Origin of the sequence: Rhodococcus sp. 15-2388-1-1a, from assembly GCF_002259145.1 — a bacterium.
Taxonomy (GTDB): Bacteria; Actinomycetota; Actinomycetes; order Mycobacteriales; family Mycobacteriaceae; genus Rhodococcoides.
This window is the reverse complement of the sequence record NZ_NPFP01000048.1, coordinates 89,368-105,945: the sequence shown is the minus strand read 5'-3', so window position 1 is coordinate 105,945 and position 16,578 is coordinate 89,368. Positions and strand designations below refer to the sequence as shown.

Annotated in this window: 14 protein-coding genes; 5 read left to right on the top strand and 9 right to left on the bottom strand. The window is 65.8% G+C overall.

The window, feature by feature from the left end; genetic code table 11:
- Window positions 1-17 precede the first annotated feature (17 nt).
- A complete protein-coding gene (gene coaA / locus CH302_RS27040; protein WP_037191653.1) occupies window positions 18-941 on the top strand; it encodes a type I pantothenate kinase in 924 nt (307 codons plus the stop codon).
- A gap of 14 nt (window positions 942-955) precedes the next feature.
- A complete protein-coding gene (locus CH302_RS27035) occupies window positions 956-3,586 on the top strand; it encodes a helix-turn-helix transcriptional regulator (RefSeq protein WP_037191392.1) in 2,631 nt (876 codons plus the stop codon).
- Here the strand turns inward: CH302_RS27035 and CH302_RS27030 are convergent.
- Together CH302_RS27030 and CH302_RS27025 are read right to left on the bottom strand one after the other, a co-directional pair.
- Window positions 3,555-4,325 (bottom strand): AfsR/SARP family transcriptional regulator, encoded by a 771-nt coding sequence (locus CH302_RS27030; RefSeq protein ID WP_141216741.1) that lies wholly within the window; start codon window positions 4,323-4,325, stop codon window positions 3,555-3,557. The genes CH302_RS27035 and CH302_RS27030 overlap by 32 nt on opposite strands.
- Before the next feature lie 124 nt (window positions 4,326-4,449).
- Complete coding sequence (locus CH302_RS27025) at window positions 4,450-5,232, bottom strand: isoprenyl transferase (protein WP_037191390.1); 783 nt, start codon at window positions 5,230-5,232, stop codon at window positions 4,450-4,452.
- Window positions 5,233-5,363: 131 nt separating this feature from the next.
- On the opposite strand from CH302_RS27025, the gene trhA reads away from it, so the two are divergent.
- Window positions 5,364-6,029 (top strand): PAQR family membrane homeostasis protein TrhA, encoded by a 666-nt coding sequence (gene trhA, locus CH302_RS27020; RefSeq protein WP_037191387.1) that lies wholly within the window; start codon window positions 5,364-5,366, stop codon window positions 6,027-6,029.
- 6 nt (window positions 6,030-6,035) lie between these two features.
- On the opposite strand, the gene CH302_RS27015 is transcribed toward trhA, so the two are convergent.
- The 4 genes from CH302_RS27015 to mca all read right to left on the bottom strand — a co-directional run bounded on the left by CH302_RS27015 (window position 6,036) and on the right by mca (window position 10,221).
- Entirely contained in the window at window positions 6,036-6,956 is a 921-nt protein-coding gene (locus CH302_RS27015) for a sensor domain-containing diguanylate cyclase (protein ID WP_037191385.1), read from the bottom strand.
- Window positions 6,957-7,067: 111 nt separating this feature from the next.
- Complete coding sequence (locus CH302_RS27010) at window positions 7,068-9,077, bottom strand: thioredoxin domain-containing protein (RefSeq protein WP_037191383.1); 2,010 nt, start codon at window positions 9,075-9,077, stop codon at window positions 7,068-7,070.
- Entirely contained in the window at window positions 9,077-9,349 is a 273-nt protein-coding gene (locus tag CH302_RS27005; protein WP_037191381.1) for a hypothetical protein, read from the bottom strand. The genes CH302_RS27010 and CH302_RS27005 overlap by 1 nt, the downstream gene beginning before the upstream one ends.
- The gene (mca, locus tag CH302_RS27000) at window positions 9,346-10,221 is read right to left on the bottom strand and encodes a mycothiol conjugate amidase Mca (RefSeq protein ID WP_176460389.1); all 876 of its coding nucleotides are present in this window, start codon (window positions 10,219-10,221) and stop codon (window positions 9,346-9,348) included. The genes CH302_RS27005 and mca overlap by 4 nt, the downstream gene beginning before the upstream one ends.
- A 104-nt stretch (window positions 10,222-10,325) precedes the next feature.
- Here mca and CH302_RS26995 point away from each other — a divergent pair, with 104 nt between their 5' ends.
- Together CH302_RS26995 and greA are read left to right on the top strand one after the other, a co-directional pair.
- Window positions 10,326-10,766 carry a DUF4307 domain-containing protein gene (locus CH302_RS26995; protein ID WP_037191378.1) on the top strand — a complete coding sequence of 147 codons (441 nt, stop codon included), beginning with the start codon at window positions 10,326-10,328 and terminating at the stop codon, window positions 10,764-10,766.
- 225 nt (window positions 10,767-10,991) lie between these two features.
- Window positions 10,992-11,486 (top strand): transcription elongation factor GreA, encoded by a 495-nt coding sequence (gene greA, locus CH302_RS26990; protein WP_032394210.1) that lies wholly within the window; start codon window positions 10,992-10,994, stop codon window positions 11,484-11,486.
- Between the two features lie 69 nt (window positions 11,487-11,555).
- Here greA and CH302_RS26985 read toward each other — a convergent pair whose 3' ends face one another.
- From CH302_RS26985 to CH302_RS26975, 3 genes are read right to left on the bottom strand one after another with little or no spacing between them, the layout of a single operon-like run.
- Complete coding sequence (locus tag CH302_RS26985) at window positions 11,556-12,350, bottom strand: ABC transporter permease (RefSeq protein WP_037191376.1); 795 nt, start codon at window positions 12,348-12,350, stop codon at window positions 11,556-11,558.
- Window positions 12,347-13,315 (bottom strand): daunorubicin resistance protein DrrA family ABC transporter ATP-binding protein, encoded by a 969-nt coding sequence (locus CH302_RS26980; RefSeq protein WP_037191373.1) that lies wholly within the window; start codon window positions 13,313-13,315, stop codon window positions 12,347-12,349. The genes CH302_RS26985 and CH302_RS26980 overlap by 4 nt, the downstream gene beginning before the upstream one ends.
- Window positions 13,316-13,370: 55 nt before the next feature.
- A complete protein-coding gene (locus tag CH302_RS26975; protein WP_037191371.1) occupies window positions 13,371-16,502 on the bottom strand; it encodes an arabinosyltransferase domain-containing protein in 3,132 nt (1,043 codons plus the stop codon).
- Window positions 16,503-16,578: the final 76 nt, after the last annotated feature.

The following is a 16,578-nucleotide window of genomic DNA, read 5'->3' as shown; positions in this document are numbered from 1 at the left end:
TCTGGTCGGAGCTGTGCGTGAGCGAGTCCAGTCCGTACGTCGAGTTCGACCGTGTGCAGTGGCGCACGCTACGTCAATCCACGCCGTTGGTGCTGACCGAGGAAGAGCTCGTCGGTCTGCGTGGTCTGGGTGAACAGATCGATCTCGACGAGGTGGCCGAGGTCTATCTGCCACTGGCACGACTGATTCACCTCCAGGTCGCGGCTCGGCAACGACTGTTCGCCGCGACCGCGACGTTCCTCGGCGAGAAGCACCCCGACCGTCAGGTCCCGTTCGTCATCGGGGTCGCGGGGAGCGTCGCCGTCGGAAAGTCGACGACGGCCCGTGTGCTGCAGGCACTCCTGGCCCGATGGGACCATCATCCGCGGGTCGATCTGGTCACCACCGACGGATTCCTGTACCCGACGGCCGAGCTCATGCGTCGAGGCATACTGCATCGCAAGGGATTTCCCGAAAGTTACGACCGGCGCAAGCTGCTCAGGTTCGTCACCGAGGTCAAGTCCGGGACCGAAGAGGTCGGCGCACCGGTCTATTCGCACGTCTCGTACGACATCGTCAAGGGCCAGTACCACATGGTCCGGCAGCCCGACATCCTGATCGTGGAGGGGCTCAACGTATTACAGACCGGACCGCGGTTGATGGTCTCGGATCTGTTCGACTTCTCGATCTACGTCGACGCGCGGATCGAGGACATCGAGAGTTGGTACGTCAAACGCTTTCTCGCATTGCGTAAGACGTCGTTCACCGATCCGTCCTCGCACTTCCACCACTATGCAGGCCTGTCCGACGACCACGCGCAGATCGCGGCCGAGGATCTGTGGCATTCGATCAACCTGCCGAATCTGGTGGAGAACATCCTCCCGACGCGACCGCGAGCGACGATGGTGCTGCGTAAGGACAACGATCACGCGATCAACCGGCTGCGGCTTCGTAAGTTGTAGACCATAATCCATCGATGGCGGTGGAAAAGCGGTCGATCGGCGAGGTTCCGCTGATCGGTCGAGACGGCGAGCTGCAGCGAATTCTGCATGCCGCCGGCAGGTACGGCGGCATGGCCGTCAAGGCCGCGCCCGGTGTCGGCCGAACTCGCCTGTTGACCGAGGCGGTGCGGTCGCTGGTGAAACTGGGATGGCACCCCCACCGAGTGGTGACGGTGATGCCGACCGGTACCGGATTCGTCCCCGTCGAATCCGATCGAGCTCTGGCCGCCACGCTGGCGGACGCGCACGGCGGTCGACGCACCGTCGTGGTCATCGACGACGCCCAATGGCTGGCGGATTCGACCATCGAGCTTCTCGCACGGCGCGTCGGATCGAAGGATCTGTTCGTGCTGGCCAGTGTCAGCGCGGGTCGACGCCGCACCCCCGTGCTCGACGCCCTGTGGAAGGACGGTGTGATCGACCGCATCGATCTCGAGCCGCTCACGCTGCAGCAGTGCCGATCGCTGATCGAGTCGATGCTCGGTCGCAACGGCGAAATAGTCGACAGCGCAGCAGTGTTCGCAGTCACCGCATTATCCTCCGGCAACCTCGTGGCGCTGAGAGATCTGGTGGCAACGGCGCTCGAGCGCCGCGCGTTGACGGTCACGTCCCACGTGTGGCACCTGTCCGCTCCCCTGCCCGTGTCGGCCGGTCTGGCCGATGTGGTGCGTGATCATCTGGCCGAGGTGATCGCGCTCGCCGACTACGCCGGTGCTGCCGAAATCGACGACGCTCTCGACATGGTCGCCGTGGCCGGTTCGCTGGCGTTCGGAGCCGCAGCCGCCGTGATGGATCCGCGTCTGATCGAGGAACTCGAATCGGCGGGCGTGCTGACGATCCGCGCCGAACAGAACATCGACCGGGTGACGTTCTCGACGCCCATCACCGCACAGGTGCGCACCGAGGACATGGCCACTTTGCGCAGGCGTCGTCTGAGCCTGACGGTCGCCGACGCCCTCGACGCCTCGACCGACGGGATCGGCCCCCGCGAACGCGTCACCGCTGCACTGCTTCGTATCGACGCGGGCGTCTCGCTCGATGCCCCGACTGCGGTGGAGGCGGCTCGGTTGTCGTGGCGCTTCGTGCCCCCGGAGACGACGCGCAAGCTGGCCTCGGCCGCTGCGGCGGCCGGCGGCGGGTTCGATGCCCAGCTCGTCCTCGCGTCCGCGGAGAGCCAGCTCGGCATGACCGAATCCGCACAGCAGCGGCTCGACGAGCTTCTTCGGGGGGCCGACAACGACATTCGACGCGCGACGGCCGTGCGCGCGTGTACCGACAACATGGTGCTGCGGCTGGCGGATCCGGCGCGGGCGCTGGCGCTGAACTCCAGTACCGAACATGCCGTCGTCGATCCCGCCATCCGCACGCAGCTGCGAGCGCAGCGCGGCCTGATGATGCATGCGATCGGAGACACGGCGGGTTCGCTGGCCTTGCTCGAACCTCTGATGGACGACCTCGTCGGTGCAACGCTGATCTCGGCCAGCTTCGCCGTCGCTGCCGGGGCCACCGTCGCAGGGCGATTGTCGACAGCGTTCTCCGCGCTCGCCCGAGTGCAGCCCGAGCCCGACAATCCGGCGGCGACGGTGCTGGATCTGACGCGGTGTTTCACGATTGCGTGCGCAGGCAACTTCGAGGAGGCCACGTCCCTCGCTCGCTATCGGTACGACGAAGCCGTCGAACAGTTCTCACCGCTGCAGCAGGCGTGGTTCGGGTGGGCGCGCGGAGGTCTGCTGCTCTCCCAGGGCCATGCGGCCGAGGCGATCCGCTGGTGCTCGGAGGCCTACACGCTCGCAGGCACACTCGGCCAGCGATCGATGGAACCGATGGTGGCGTGCGATCTGGTCCGCGCCCTCGCGCTCGACGGGCGACCCGAGGAGGCGTCGGACCTCATCGAGGCCGCGGACCTCGACAACCCGGCCTCGCCGGCGTTGTTCGGTGCTCGCGGCACGCGTCTGGCAGCGCTCGGCTGGGCCGCCGCTGCCCGCGGTGACGTCGACGAGGCCTGCGAGCTGCTCATCGCCTCGGCCGAGGCCCATGCCGCTATCGACCACCACCTGCCCGCCCTGTTCTCCTACGTCGATGCCGCTCGGTGCGGAGCGGCCGCTGCCGCGCTGGCTCCCGTCCACCAGCTGGCAGGTCTGATCGAAGGGGACCTGGCCCGCACCGAAGTACGCATGGTCGAGGTACTCGCCGCATCGTCCGGGCCGAACACCGCGGTCACCGAGCAGGTGGTGGCCGTGGCCACGAGCGCCGAAAAGCACGGCCTCGATCTACACGCGGCCGAGATGTACTTCTATGCCCGAAACCTGTTGCTGCGCAATAGCCCTCGTGCCGCAGCAACAGCGGGGCGGCAGGGCCGGGTATTGGCCGCGCGCTGCGGACATCCCAGCACGCCGCTGCTGAACGGAACACGAGACCCGGCTCTGACGGCACGCGAAAGCCAGATCGCGTCCCTCGCCGCATCCGGCCTGTCCAACCGCGACATCGCCGCCGCCGTCGTGCTGTCGATCCGCACCGTCGAGACCCACCTCAATCGCATCTTCGGAAAGCTGGGCATCAGTACCCGCGCCGAACTCACATCGCTACGAGGCTCTCTGCTCGATTGACCGAACCGCCGGTGTACAGCGAGGTCTCGATGTCGAGCAGGTACTGCGACGGAGCCACCCCGAGTTCGGTCCGCAGAATCGCCTCGGCCCGCCGAAAGGCGACCACGGCCTCGGCCGTCCGATGTGACCGGTCGAGAGCGATCATCAGCTGACCCCACAGGTGTTCGCGCAACGGGGCGGCCCGCAGCGCGCGCTCGATCTCGGCGATCACCGTCTCGTGTCGACCGAGCTGCAGACGGGCCTCGAACACCGATTCCAACACCACGGCGTGCACCGCGTCGAGATGTACCCGCTCGTCCACGGCGAAGGCCAGATCACCGAATTCGACGAGCGCGGGGCCCCGCCACAGTGCAAGGGCACGACCGAACTGGCCATCGGCCTCGGCGAACCGGCCGCGACCGAATGCCTCACGCCCGCGCGTGGCCAGCATCTCGAACTGGCGCAGATCGAGTCGGTCACTGCCCAGATCCAACCGATAGCCCCAGGACGTCGTGACGAGCCGAGCGCCGTTCTCCGCGCCGAGGACCCGACGCAGATTCGCCATGTAGGCACGCAGTGACGTCAGAGCCTTGGCCGGCGGACGGCCGTTCCAGACGAGATCGATCAATCGGTCGAACTCGACGACGTTTCCCGCGTCCACGAGCAGCACCGCCAAGACGGTCCGCTGCTTGAGCCCACCGAGCGCCTTCACGCCGGCCCCGTCACGCACCACCATGGGTCCGAGCACGTTGTAGTCCACGATCGGAAATTCTCCGAGCCTCGGAACGACCGCGCCATCGTCTACGTAGCGGTACAAGCACAAGTACGTAGTGGCTTCGGGTCGTGAGTGGAACTTCGTGGCAGGTCGAGAAGTTCCGTGTACGTCAGATACCGAAGCGTCGGTGCCTGGCCGCGAAGTCACGGAGTGCGCGCAGGAAGTCGACGCGTCGGAATTCGGGCCAGTAGGCCTCGGTGAACCAGATTTCCGAGTACGCGCTCTGCCACAGCAGGAAGCCGGAGAGTCGCTGTTCGCCCGAGGTGCGGATCACCAGATCCGGGTCGGGTTGGCCGGAGGTGTAGAGGTGACTACCGATCTCGTCGACGTTGATCGAGGCCACGAGTTCGTCGCCGCTGACGCCCTCGGCGATCTTCTCGGTCACCAGGGACTGGACGGCGTCGGCGATTTCCTGCCGCCCGCCGTATCCGACGGCGACGTTGACGTGCGTTCCCGACCGTCCCTCGGTGAGCGCAGCCGCTTCTTTGAGTCGACGCGCGGTCGACGCGGGCAGCAGATCGAGGGTGCCGACGAGTTTGACGCCCCAGTTCATCTCGGGTCCGCAGATCTCCTCGACGACGTCGGTGATGATGTCGAGCAACGAATCCAATTCGTCCGCGTCTCGGCGGAGGTTCTCGGTGGAGAGCAGGTAGATGGTGGCCATCTCGATTCCGGCGGCATCGCACCAGCCGAGCATCTCGGCGATCTTCAGTGCGCCCATACGGTGCCCGTGCGCGACGTCGGTGAACCCGTTCTCGCGCGCCCAGCGGCGATTGCCGTCGCACATCACTGCCACGTGCCGCGGGTGCTGAACCCCTTCGAGTTGGCTCAGCAGACGCCGCTCGTACACGTTGTAGAGAACGCCGCGGACCTTCTGCGGAATGATCACCACTGCTTCGTCACCGCTGCTCTCATCACCACGAAGGATCACCTTACGCCGACGTCTGCGAGCCGGTCGCCGGTACAGTAGCGTCAGAACCTACGGTGGCGTAGGTTCACGCGGCGGCACGGGAGGCAATCGTCATGACGATGTTCGGACTCGACGAGATACCCGTCAAACCTCGAATGCGCGGCTGGATTCACCTGTACGCGTTCGGCGTGGCGGTGGTGTGCGCGATCACTCTCGTCACACTCGCGTTCAGCATGGTCTCGGTCAGTGCGGGTGTGGCCGTGAGCGTGTATTCGATCACCGTCTGCGGAGTGTTCGGGGTCAGTGCCACCTACCATCGCGTGCACTGGAAGACCACCGCGTCGCAGATCTGGATGAAGCGCGCCGATCATTCGATGATCTTCCTGTTCATCGCAGGTAGTTACACCCCGTTCGCCGTGCTGGGTCTACCCGCCTCGACCGGACGCACGTTGCTCGTCGTCGTGTGGATCGGGGCCCTCGCCGGGGTGGCCCTGAAGATGTTGTGGCCCACCGCTCCCCGATGGGTCGGGGTACCGCTGTACCTGCTCCTCGGCTGGGCGATCGTCCCGGTCGCACCCACGCTGATCGACCACGTCGGCTACGCACCGTTTCTGTTGCTGCTCGTGGGCGGTGTGTTCTACAGCGTCGGGGCCGTGCTGTATGCCACCAAGTGGCCCAATCCGTGGCCGACGACCTTCGGCCACCACGAGTTCTTCCACGCAGCAACGGTATTGGCGGCAACCTGCCACCTCGTTGCCGTGTGGCTCGTCCTGTTCTGATCGCCCTCAGCTGCTTCGGGCTGCCTTGTCTCGATACATCAGCGCGTCGGCGCGCTGAATCAGCCGGTCTCTCGACTCCCCCGGCTCACGCACCGCAACGCCCACGCTCACCGACACCTCGAGCAGATTCGATCCGAACGGCACCGGCTCGCCGCAGATCGCCGACCGCACCGATTCCGTGAGTTCGGTGCTGTCGAGCCCCTTCGGCCGGTCGAACGTCACCGCGAACACGAACTCGTCCCCCGCGTATCGACCGACGACGCTCCCGCGCGGCGACCACTGCTGCAGTCGCCGTCCCGCTGCCTCGAGCATCGCGTCACCTGCCGGGTGACCGTGCGCGTCGTTGATCGACTTCAACCGATCGACGTCGACGAAGGCCAGGGCAACCGGCAGGTCCGCGAGAATCCATTCGTCGACGTGGGCGAGCAGGGCACCTCGTCGCAGCAATCCGGTCAGTTCGTCGCGCTCGGCGCGATCGCGCCAGTGAACGGTGTCGTCGGCGACGGGATTGACCAGGTCCAGCAGTGCGACGATGAACCGTCGCCCGGCGATCGTCGAGAGCCCGACATGCATCCAGCACGAGACGACCTCCCCGTCGCCGCGTCGCACTCGACGCAGAGCTCCGATCGGTCGACCGTGTTCGGTTGAGCCCGCGGCGGGGTAGCGCTGCTCGAGCTGGACCGCCATGCGCGTCGCCGACGCGCGATCCCCGAGCGGCACGAAATCTGCCACCGGGCGACCCACCATCTCGTCCACGGTGCACCCCAGCACGCCCTCGCAGAGGATGTTGGCCCCGACCACCTCGTAGTGCAACGAATGCACCATGGCCGCCATCGGCACCGCGGCCACGAAATCGGCGACCGCAGCGCGCTGCGCGTCGGTCACCGCCTCGCGCACGGTGCCTGCACGCACCGCACCCTCATTCATGACACCTTCACTCATGACACCGTCGATCCATTGCTAGACGTTCGACCACCCCAGGCCGAGGAAACTCCCGGCCACAGTACTGTTCTTCCGTCGAAGCATCGACGAGCGTGGTCACCTCTGCAATACGAACGGCAATTCTTCGGCAGAGGTCACAGGACGGTCGCACACGAAGCCACGACACACGTATGCCGTCTCGAGCCCGTCGACGGGTGGACGGTCCATCAGCAGCACCGACGAATCCGTCACGCCTGCCACCACCACCGAACCACCCGGAGCCAGTGCCCGCACGGTCGAGAGCAGGTCACCGCCGGGTGCCGTCGACACCGCGACCTGAATCGGGCCACGAACGGACGCTTCTGCGACGGCCAGCCAGTGCCCACCGGACCTGGGCGCTCGTTCGAGAATCGAGGCCGACCGCGCCAACGACGCGGCCGCGAATTCGCCGTAGCGCGCCGAGGAACTGTGATCGACCAACGCGGCTGCGGTGAGCAGCGCCTCGGCCATCGTGGATGCGCCCGACGGGGTGGCCCCGTCGATCGGGTCACGAGGCCGGGTCACGAGAGTCTCGGCATCGTCGGCGGTGTCGAACCACCCGCCGACGTCGTTGGGGTCGGCGAAGTGGTCGATCGCCGCATCGACGATCGACGTCATGCGCTCGATCCAGACCGTGTCTCCGGTGGCCTGGAACAGCGCGGCCGCGGCGACGGCCAGGCACGCGTAGTCCTCGAGCACTCCGGTGGCCTCACCGACTGCACTGCCGAGTGAGGCGCGCCGTACCCGCCCCGACTCGACGTGTGTGGCGAAGAGCTGCTCGCCGCATTCGACTGCCGCGTCGACCCATCGCGGTTGCCCGAGCCCGGTACCGGCCTCGACCAGTGCGGTGATCGCCAAGCCGTTCCACGCGGTGACGACCTTGTCGTCGCGGCCGGGTTGCGGCCGCGTCGCGCGAGCGGCCGACAACGTGCTGCGCACCCGGGCGAACCGCTCGTAGTCCTCGGGTTCGGCGGGCAGCTGCAGTACCGACATGCCGCCCTCGAACGTGCCTGCCGAGTCGACCGCGAACAACCCGGCTGCCCAGACACCGTCCTCGAAGCCGAGTGTCTCGGTCAGTTGCTCCGGCGTCCACGCATAGGTCAGACCCTCGACGCCTTCGGTGTCGGCATCGAGTGCCGCCGCGAAACAGCCGTTCTCCGTGCGTAATTCGCGAAGCATGAACTCCGCGGTGTCCGACGCCACCCGCCGGGCGAGCGCATCGTCGTCGACCCGGGCGGCGTGCGCGTAGAACCGCAACAGCAGAGCGTTGTCGTAGAGCATCTTCTCGAAGTGCGGGACGATCCACTCGGCATCGACGGAGTAGCGCGCGAATCCCCCGCCCAGCTGGTCGTACATGCCCCCGCGCGCCATCGCCGACGCGGTACGGCGAACAACACCGAGGACCTCGGTGTCGCCGGTGCGCTCGTAGTGCCGGAGCAGACCTTCGAGCAATGCACCGGGCGGGAACTTCGGTGCCCGGCCGAAGCCGCCGTATGTGGTGTCCTCGTCGGCGCAGATCGCAGAGACCGAGGCCGCCAGTGAGTCGGCGTCGATCGGGCGCCCGCCCGCGGGCACGCCTGCGCTGTGCTTGCGCAGTTCGGTGACGATGTCGGCGGAGGCGTCGAACACCTCCTGGCGCCGCGTCGACCAGGTGTCGGCGATCGCGGTGAGCAACTGCTGGAACGACGGCATTCCCTGCCGCGGGGCCGGCGGGTAGTAGGTACCACAGTAGAAGGGTTCGGTGTCGGGCGTCAGGAAACACGTCATCGGCCAGCCGCCGTGGCCGGTCATCGCGACGGTGGCGTTCATGTACACCGAATCGAGGTCGGGTCGTTCCTCGCGATCGACCTTGATGCACACGAAGTGCTCGTTCATCAGTGCCGCGGTCGCCTCGTCCTCGAACGACTCGTGGGCCATGACATGGCACCAATGGCACGCCGAGTACCCGATCGACAGCAGGATCGGAACATCGCGATCGCGGGCGGACTGCAGAGCCTGCGGTCCCCACTGCTGCCAGTGCACCGGGTTGTCCGCGTGCTGCCTCAGATACGGGCTGGTGGACTCACCCAGGGCATTGGCGTCGAGCATCAGGGCTCGTCGGAAACGGCGGGTTTCGGTCGAGTCTGTCCCGGTGGAAGCGGATCCGCTATCCCGCCCCGATCGGTGCCCTCGTCGAGGGCCTGGTCCAACGTCGGATCCTCTTTCTCGAACGTGGCGGGCAGACGCTTGATCTTCTTGTTCATGGACCAGATCAGCAGCGCCGTTCCGACCAGCAGCGCGACCAGGATCACCAGACCGATCGGCGAGGACTTGCCGAATTCGGGACCGGTGGGCTGCTGGGCGAGGATCGAAACGATCATTTGTCGGTCTCTTCTATTCCGGCGAACAGGTCCGTCTCGGGCAGCGACGTCGTGACCCGAGTGCGGGCCAGCTCGAACTCCTCGGTGGGCCACAACTTCCGCTGGACGTCCAGCGGAACGGCGAAGAAGGACCCGTTGGGATCGATCTGCGTCGCGTGCGCTCGGAGTGCGTCGTCGCGCTGCTCGAACCAGTCGCCGACGGTCACCTGAGTGGTGATGCGGCCGATGATCTCGTCGCGTTGGCCGTCCCATCGCTTCAGCCAGTCGACGAACGGGCTTTCCTCGCCGCGGTCGATGAACCAATCGTGAAAGAGCTGCATGCGCTTACGAATGAAGCCGTGCGAGTAGTAGAGCTTGAGCGGAGTCCAGGGCTCACCGGCGTCGGGGAAGCGCTCGGGATCCCCCGCTGCCTCCCATGCCGCCATCGACACCTCGTGGCACCGGATGTGGTCCGGGTGCGGGTAGCCGCCACGTTCGTCGTACGTGGTGATGACGTGCGGCTTGAACTCGCGCACCACCTTCACCAGCGCCTCGGTGGAGACCTCCAACGGGACCAACGCGAAACAGCCGTCGGGAAGAGGCGGGAGCGGATCGCCCTCGGGCAACCCCGAGTCCTCGAAACCGAGCCAGGTCTGCTGCACGCCGAGAACGCGAGCGGCCTCGGCCATCTCCTCACGCCGAACCTCGTGGATGCGCTCGTGCACCCCCGGAATGTCCATCGCCGGATTGAGGATGTCTCCCCGCTCGCCACCGGTGAGGGTGACGACCAGAACATCGTGTCCTTCGGCCGCGTAGCGAGCCGTTGTCGCAGCGCCTTTGCTGGATTCGTCGTCGGGGTGGGCATGTACTGCCATGAGCCGCAGTCCGGACACGTTCTTCCTCACCTCGGATTCGCCTGATTCTTGCCTGCCCCTATAGTTCCATCTGACGCCGACAGGCCCCCAGCGGCACCCCCGAATCGATCCCGAGAGCGGCCATGACCAACGCACTTCCCGCAGGTAGATACCCGTCGGGTTCCGGTCCCAGCGGAATTCGGCAGGCCCCGAAACGTGCGACGAAGATCGCACTCGTGGCCCTGGTCCTGCTGGTCGGGCTGGGCGTGGCCTACTACGCGTACAGCAAATTCTCGGTCAAACCCATCGAAGGCAGTCAGCTCTCGTTCGACATCGTCGACGACTCCACGATGTCGATCCGTTTCAGTGTCACTCGGCAGGATCCCGAGCAACCGGCCGTGTGCATCGTCCGCGCTCGCTCGCGCGACGGCTCCGAGACCGGCAGGCGCGAGGTGTACATCCCACCGGAGTCGGCGTCCACCACCGTGGAGATGACCACCGAGGTGACGACGTCGGCTGCCCCTGCCGTCGGCGACGTCTACGGCTGCAGCCTCGATGTTCCCGAATATTTACGAGCTCGATAGGCGAACTGCCTGTTCGTGGTAAGGTCGGGTCATACACGGCCACCGCAGAAGGTGCCGTGTATTGCTGCATTGCGGGCAGGGTTCACCTGCGAACGATGACGACGGCTCCAGGATGTGGGCCGACCAAGGGGATCCAACCATTGGAGTCCCCTGTTCGTTGCGTGCCCTACCTGCTCAGAAACCGGAATCCGAGCTCGAGATTCCGACTACGAGGGAGTGATCGAGATGACCGAGACCCAGGTGACCTGGCTTACCCAGGAATCACACGACAGGCTCAAGAGCGAACTCGACCAGCTCATTTCCAATCGCCCCGTCATCGCCGCCGAGATCAACGAGCGTCGCGAAGAGGGCGATCTGAAGGAGAACGGCGGCTACCACGCTGCGCGCGAGGAGCAGGGCCAGCAGGAAGCACGTATCCGTCAGCTGCAGGAACTGCTCAACAACGCGAAGGTCGGCGAGGCACCCACTCAGTCCGGTGTCGCACTGCCCGGCTCGGTCGTCAAGGTCTACTACGACGGCGACGAGTCCGACACCGAGACGTTCCTGATCGCCACCCGCGAAGAGGGTGCCCGTGACAACAAGCTCGAGGTGTACTCCCCCGCGTCACCGCTGGGTGGATCGCTCATCGACGCCAAGGTCGGCGACACCCGCGAGTACACGCTGCCCAACGGCAAGACCATGAAGGTCACGCTCGTCAGCGCGGAGCCGTACCACACGTAAGCCTTCTCACCGAAGACGAAGAAGCACCCCCGGTCGCCGAGCGACCGGGGGTGCTTGTCTGCGTGGATGTCAGGCGGTCATCGTCTTCTGGTACTTGCGTACCGACAGCGGCACGAACACCACGAGCATCAACACCACCCAGATCAGGGTGTACAGCACGGGATTCTGCAGGGGCCACACCTCCGGCGGCGGTGCCGTCGGATTGGTGTTGCCGAACTGCTCTCGCACCGCCAACGTCACCGACGAGATCGGATTCCACTCCGCGATCGTCTTGAGCACGCTGGGGAAATTGTCGATGGGGACGAAGGTGTTGGCGATGAACGTCAACGGGAAGATCACGATGAACGACGCGTTGTTGAAGATCTCCGGCGAACGCACGATCAGTCCCACCAGAGCCATCACCCACGAGATCGAGTACGCGAACAACAGCAGCAGTACATAGCCCAGCAGTGCGTCGAAGAACGAGGACGTGATGCGCCAGCCCACGATCAGTCCGGTGATCGACATGATCGTGATGGTGACGATGTTGTTGCCGACGTCGGCTGCCGTGCGTCCGATGACGACGGCCGATCTCGCCATCGGCAACGACCGGAACCGGTCCATCACGCCCTTCTGCAGATCCTCGGCCAACGAGGACCCGGTGATGGAGGCACCGAAGATCATCGTCTGGACGAAGATGCCGCCCATCAGGAAGCTCTTGTAGTCGATACCGGGCACGTCGATCGCACTGCCGAAGACGTACGCGAACAGCAGGACGAACATGATCGGCGACAGCGTCGCGAAGAACAGCAGATCGGGAACTCGCTTGAGTTTGATCAGGTTTCGCTTGGTGATGATTGCCGAATCCAGGAGAACGTTGCTCATTTCTCTTCCTCCGCAGCCTCGGGTTCGCCGGTGGTCTGACCGGTCAGACTCAGGAACACATCGTCGAGATTCGGCCGCCGCAGACCGACGTCGACGACTCCGATTCCGTTTTCCTCCAGCTGGGCCAGCGCCGTGGACAGGTCCTTCGATCCCCCGTTGACGGGCATGACGATCCGGCCCACCTGATCGTCGAGCGTGGGCGGTTCGACGCCGATCGGAGCGAGGATCTGCATCGCTCGATCCGCCTGGGACCGATCGGTCAGCACGAATTCGACTCGCTCGCCGCCGGTTTGGGCCTTGAGTTCGTCCGCTGTGCCGCGGGCGATGATCTTGCCCTTGTTCAGCACGATGATCGAATCGGCCAGTCGGTCGGCCTCCTCGAGGTACTGGGTGGTCAGCAGAATGGTCGTGCCGTCTCGGACGAGATCTGCGATGAACTCCCACATGGTGATTCGGCTGCGTGGATCGAGTCCGGTGGTCGGTTCGTCGAGGAACACCACCCGTGGTCGGCCGATCAGGCTGGCCGCGATGTCGAGTCGCCGACGCATACCGCCCGAGTACTGCTTGGCGGTGCGATCGCGTGCGTACTCCAGATCGAAGCGCACGAGTAGCTCGTCGGCGCGCTTCTTGGCCTCCGCCTTGCGCAGGCCGAACAGTCGGCCGACCATCTCGAGATTCTCGTACCCGGTCAGGTATTCGTCCACGGCCGCGAACTGACCGGTCAGTCCGATCGTGCCGCGAACCTCGTTCGCCTGCGTCGCGACGTCGAGCCCGAATATTCTGGCCGACCCGGATGTCGCTTGTAGCAAGGTGGCGAGAATACGCACTGCCGTGGTCTTTCCGGCACCGTTGGGACCGAGCACACCCAGCACCGTGCCCTCGGGAACGGTGAAGTCGATCCCGTCGAGCGCGACGTTCTTGCCGTACCGAAGTACGAGGTTCTCTACTTCTATAGCGTTCGCCATTGCCCTGTCCCCGTTTCTCTACTGGTCGGTGTTAGGACTTCCGAACGCGTAGAGATTAACCGGTCTTGATCGGACCGGGCGTCCACAGACCCGAACGCTCGACCTCTTCGGCTGTGATCTGCGCCGCCTGCGCCGACTCGTCGTACGGCATGTACTGCTCGATCGACCCCCAGTCGCGGTCCCAGTCGCCGGACAGATACGACGGGATGGTGCGGGCGGAGGCGACGATGTCGATCCACCCGAGCGGCCCACCGCCGAAGTGGTCCTGCCACGCGTTGGTGATGACGGCACCGCTGCGATCCGGCAGCACCCGGTACTGCGGAACTTCGGCAACCCCGAGGCGGTGATCGAACGGACGCTGGCAGGGGAAGTTGAAGCCGACCTCCCAGTCCAGCATCACCGGAGCGTCACGGCCGACGACCTCGTTCAACGTCTGGGTACGCGGAACTCGGGGCGGGGTGATCGCCAACCACTGATCGGAATCTCGATCGGTATCGGAGAGCACCAGGCGAATCGTGTTGGCACCGGCGGGAATCTGGTCCATCGGGACTCGCAGGTTGCGCCACGACGGCGTCGGGCCGATGTCGATCGGCGTCACGCGCCCCTGCGCCTGTCCGTCGACTCCGTACTCGAGTTCGAGGCTCTGGCCGTACGTGACGATGCCGTCGGAATCCACCGAACGGATGCGTCCGGCAGCGGCGATCGAGATCAGGTCTCCGGGATCGGCAGGCAGCGCGTACCAGCCGGTGGTCAACGTGGCAGGAGTATCGGACCCGAACGAACCGAGCACCGGCACAGTGGCCGGATCGAGGCCGAACGGCAATGCGCTACCGCCGGTTCCTGCCCCGGTGGTCGACGTCGGCTGCTGCTGCTCGTCGGTGTCGACGGTGTTCGAGGTACCCGACGCCGAGGATTCCTTGTCGGCGGTGAGGTCGCCCGCCACACCATCGGGGGTGAACCCGTCGTTCTCTGCACCGAGCGCGGCGAAGGCGTCACCGCTGACCGGTTGCAGCACATCGGCATTGGGATCCGTCTCGAGCAACACGTCGTTCGCGAGCCCGCACGTGTCCCCGGTCAGCGCCGAGAGATTCGATTTCGCGACCGAGTACGACGGCCATTGCGCCACAGCACCCTTGGCCATCGACGCGACGGCCACCAGCACCATCAGAGCCGCCCCGACGGCGATCGGCGGCACCGACCACCATCGCGCCATCGGTTTGTCGGCGCGCACATAGGGCGCGCGGAGATGGAACCAGACGGCAGCGAGCAACAGCAGCAGGGTCAGGCCGAGGAACATGGTCGAGATGCCGAGACCGGCAACGAGGATCGGCTTGTCCCAGAACGGGACTCCCCACGCCGAGACGTACCAGTAGCCGTTGGTTCCGGTGAACGCGACGGCCAGCAGAAACGAGACCGACGCGGCGAAAAGGAGTCGGTTGCGCCGCGATCGCAGTACCGCCGCACCGGTCGCCACGGCTGCCAGTACCGCAACCGATGCGGCGAGTCCGGCGAAGACACCGAAATGGTGAGTCCACTTGGTGGGGGTGATCATCATCAAGGCCATCGCCCCGACGGTGATGCCGACGATCCGGCGGGCCGGCCCCGTGGCGGTGCCCGGGATCTTGCCACCCTTGCGCAGCATGGCGACGACCACCGCGATCAGCGAAACGACCATCACGAACACTCCGAAGCGGCGCGCGAGCGAGCCGTCGATGTCCATGTTCATCAGCCACTGGTAGCGCAGGTACTCGTCGAACCAGGCCTGGCTCGGTCCGGCCGCGTTGTGCACCCGCTGCATCTCGAGCATGCCGGCCACGGTCTGGTTGCCGAATGCGAACACCAGCACCACCGTGCCCGACGCGATCAGCGGGGCGAGCAGTGTCAGCGCGCCCAGTGCGGTACTGCCGAACTCTCGGGCGCGGGCGACGACGATCTGCAACACCGGCCGAGCCCCGGCGATCAGCGGTGCGAAGCAGATGAAACCGGAGGGGCCGCAGGTGACCGTCAACGCCGCGATGAGTATCGCCGCGGCCGCGGGCAGCAACCTGCGGGTCGCGATCGAGCGCTCCACCGAACACCACGTCAGCAGCACCCCGAGCGCCACGAACGGTTCCGGGCGCAGGCCGTTGTTGTACGGCAGCCAGAACGCGAGCAGGACCAGGCCGCCCGTCCAGAGCGCGGTCTTCGAAGCGCGAGCAGCCGCACCGAACCGCGGGATCACCTCTCGACTGATGACGAGCCACGCCACGACGGCGCAGATCAGCGTCGGCAGACGCATCCACACACTGGCCGTCGAGACGTGCGACATGAGTCCGAACATGTCGTACAGCGGCGTCCCGAACGGTGTCTCGGGCACCCCGAAGTAACGGAAGTAGTTGGCCATGTACCCGGCGTGATCGGCCGTGCGCGCCATGCCCAGCTGGTAGCCGTCGTCGGAGGTGTTCGCGCCGATCAGATGCCACACCAACAGCGTCCCGATCACCACCGCATCGGCAGCGCCGAACGTCCACCAGCGACGCGGGAGGAAGCGTCGGGCACGTCGGCCGTCGGAGAGGTCGAGGCGGTGCAGCGCTGTCAGCGAGATGCCCGTGGCGAGTACGCCGACGATCATCGCGAACCACTTCAGCGCACTCGGGGTCGACGAGAATCGACTGTCGAGCTGCGCGGTCAGTGTCAGGCCGCCGACGCTGCCTCGAAGATCGCTGAAGACTCCGACCAGCTGTGGTCGGACATCACCCTCGCGCGTGGTGGTCTCGGCACCGGTCAGCCCGACGGTCGTCGAGGTGCCGTTCGAGGTGATCGTCAACGCACAGTCGCCCGCAGTCGAAGGGCTCAGTTCCGATACCGGCTTCTCGAGCAGGACGGAATCACGCAACGTCACCTTCAGTTGCGATGCTTCACCGCCCGTGACCTCGGCAACGAGACCGTAGCGATAGGCGTCGGGCGATCCCTTGGGCGAGGTGGACACCAACAGCCCGCCGTCGGGCAACAGATTCGCGGCAGCACACGGAACCGTCGCATCGACGTCGATCGGCGTGTAGGCGACGAGCGGAGCCTCGACACTGGCGATCGTGTCCGACTGCGGCCACGTCAGGGAGGACTGCTGCTGCTCGATCGGCAACAGCGGTATCGCGATCGTCAGCAGAATTCCCAGGACTGCGGAGACGATCGCGACGAGCCGAGCCATGCAAATATCTCCCACCGATGTCCTGGTCCAGGTCGCTGATCAAGGTACCAGTCTGGTCCGAGCGGGCCGGGCGAGA

Bases quoted from the DNA above. Each gene is read 5' to 3' on its own strand.
- CH302_RS27035 (WP_037191392.1), top strand. From the start codon at position 956: ATGGCGGTGGAAAAGCGGTCGATCGGCGAGGTTCCGCTGATCGGTCGA.
- trhA (WP_037191387.1), top strand. From the start codon at position 5,364: ATGACGATGTTCGGACTCGACGAGATACCCGTCAAACCTCGAATGCGC.
- CH302_RS27015 (WP_037191385.1), bottom strand. From the start codon at position 6,956: ATGAATGAGGGTGCGGTGCGTGCAGGCACCGTGCGCGAGGCGGTGACC.
- CH302_RS27010 (WP_037191383.1), bottom strand. From the start codon at position 9,077: ATGCTCGACGCCAATGCCCTGGGTGAGTCCACCAGCCCGTATCTGAGG.
- CH302_RS27005 (WP_037191381.1), bottom strand. From the start codon at position 9,349: ATGATCGTTTCGATCCTCGCCCAGCAGCCCACCGGTCCCGAATTCGGC.
- CH302_RS26995 (WP_037191378.1), top strand. From the start codon at position 10,326: ATGACCAACGCACTTCCCGCAGGTAGATACCCGTCGGGTTCCGGTCCC.
- greA (WP_032394210.1), top strand. From the start codon at position 10,992: ATGACCGAGACCCAGGTGACCTGGCTTACCCAGGAATCACACGACAGG.
- CH302_RS26985 (WP_037191376.1), bottom strand. From the start codon at position 12,350: ATGAGCAACGTTCTCCTGGATTCGGCAATCATCACCAAGCGAAACCTG.
- CH302_RS26980 (WP_037191373.1), bottom strand. From the start codon at position 13,315: ATGGCGAACGCTATAGAAGTAGAGAACCTCGTACTTCGGTACGGCAAG.
- CH302_RS26975 (WP_037191371.1), bottom strand. From the start codon at position 16,502: ATGGCTCGGCTCGTCGCGATCGTCTCCGCAGTCCTGGGAATTCTGCTG.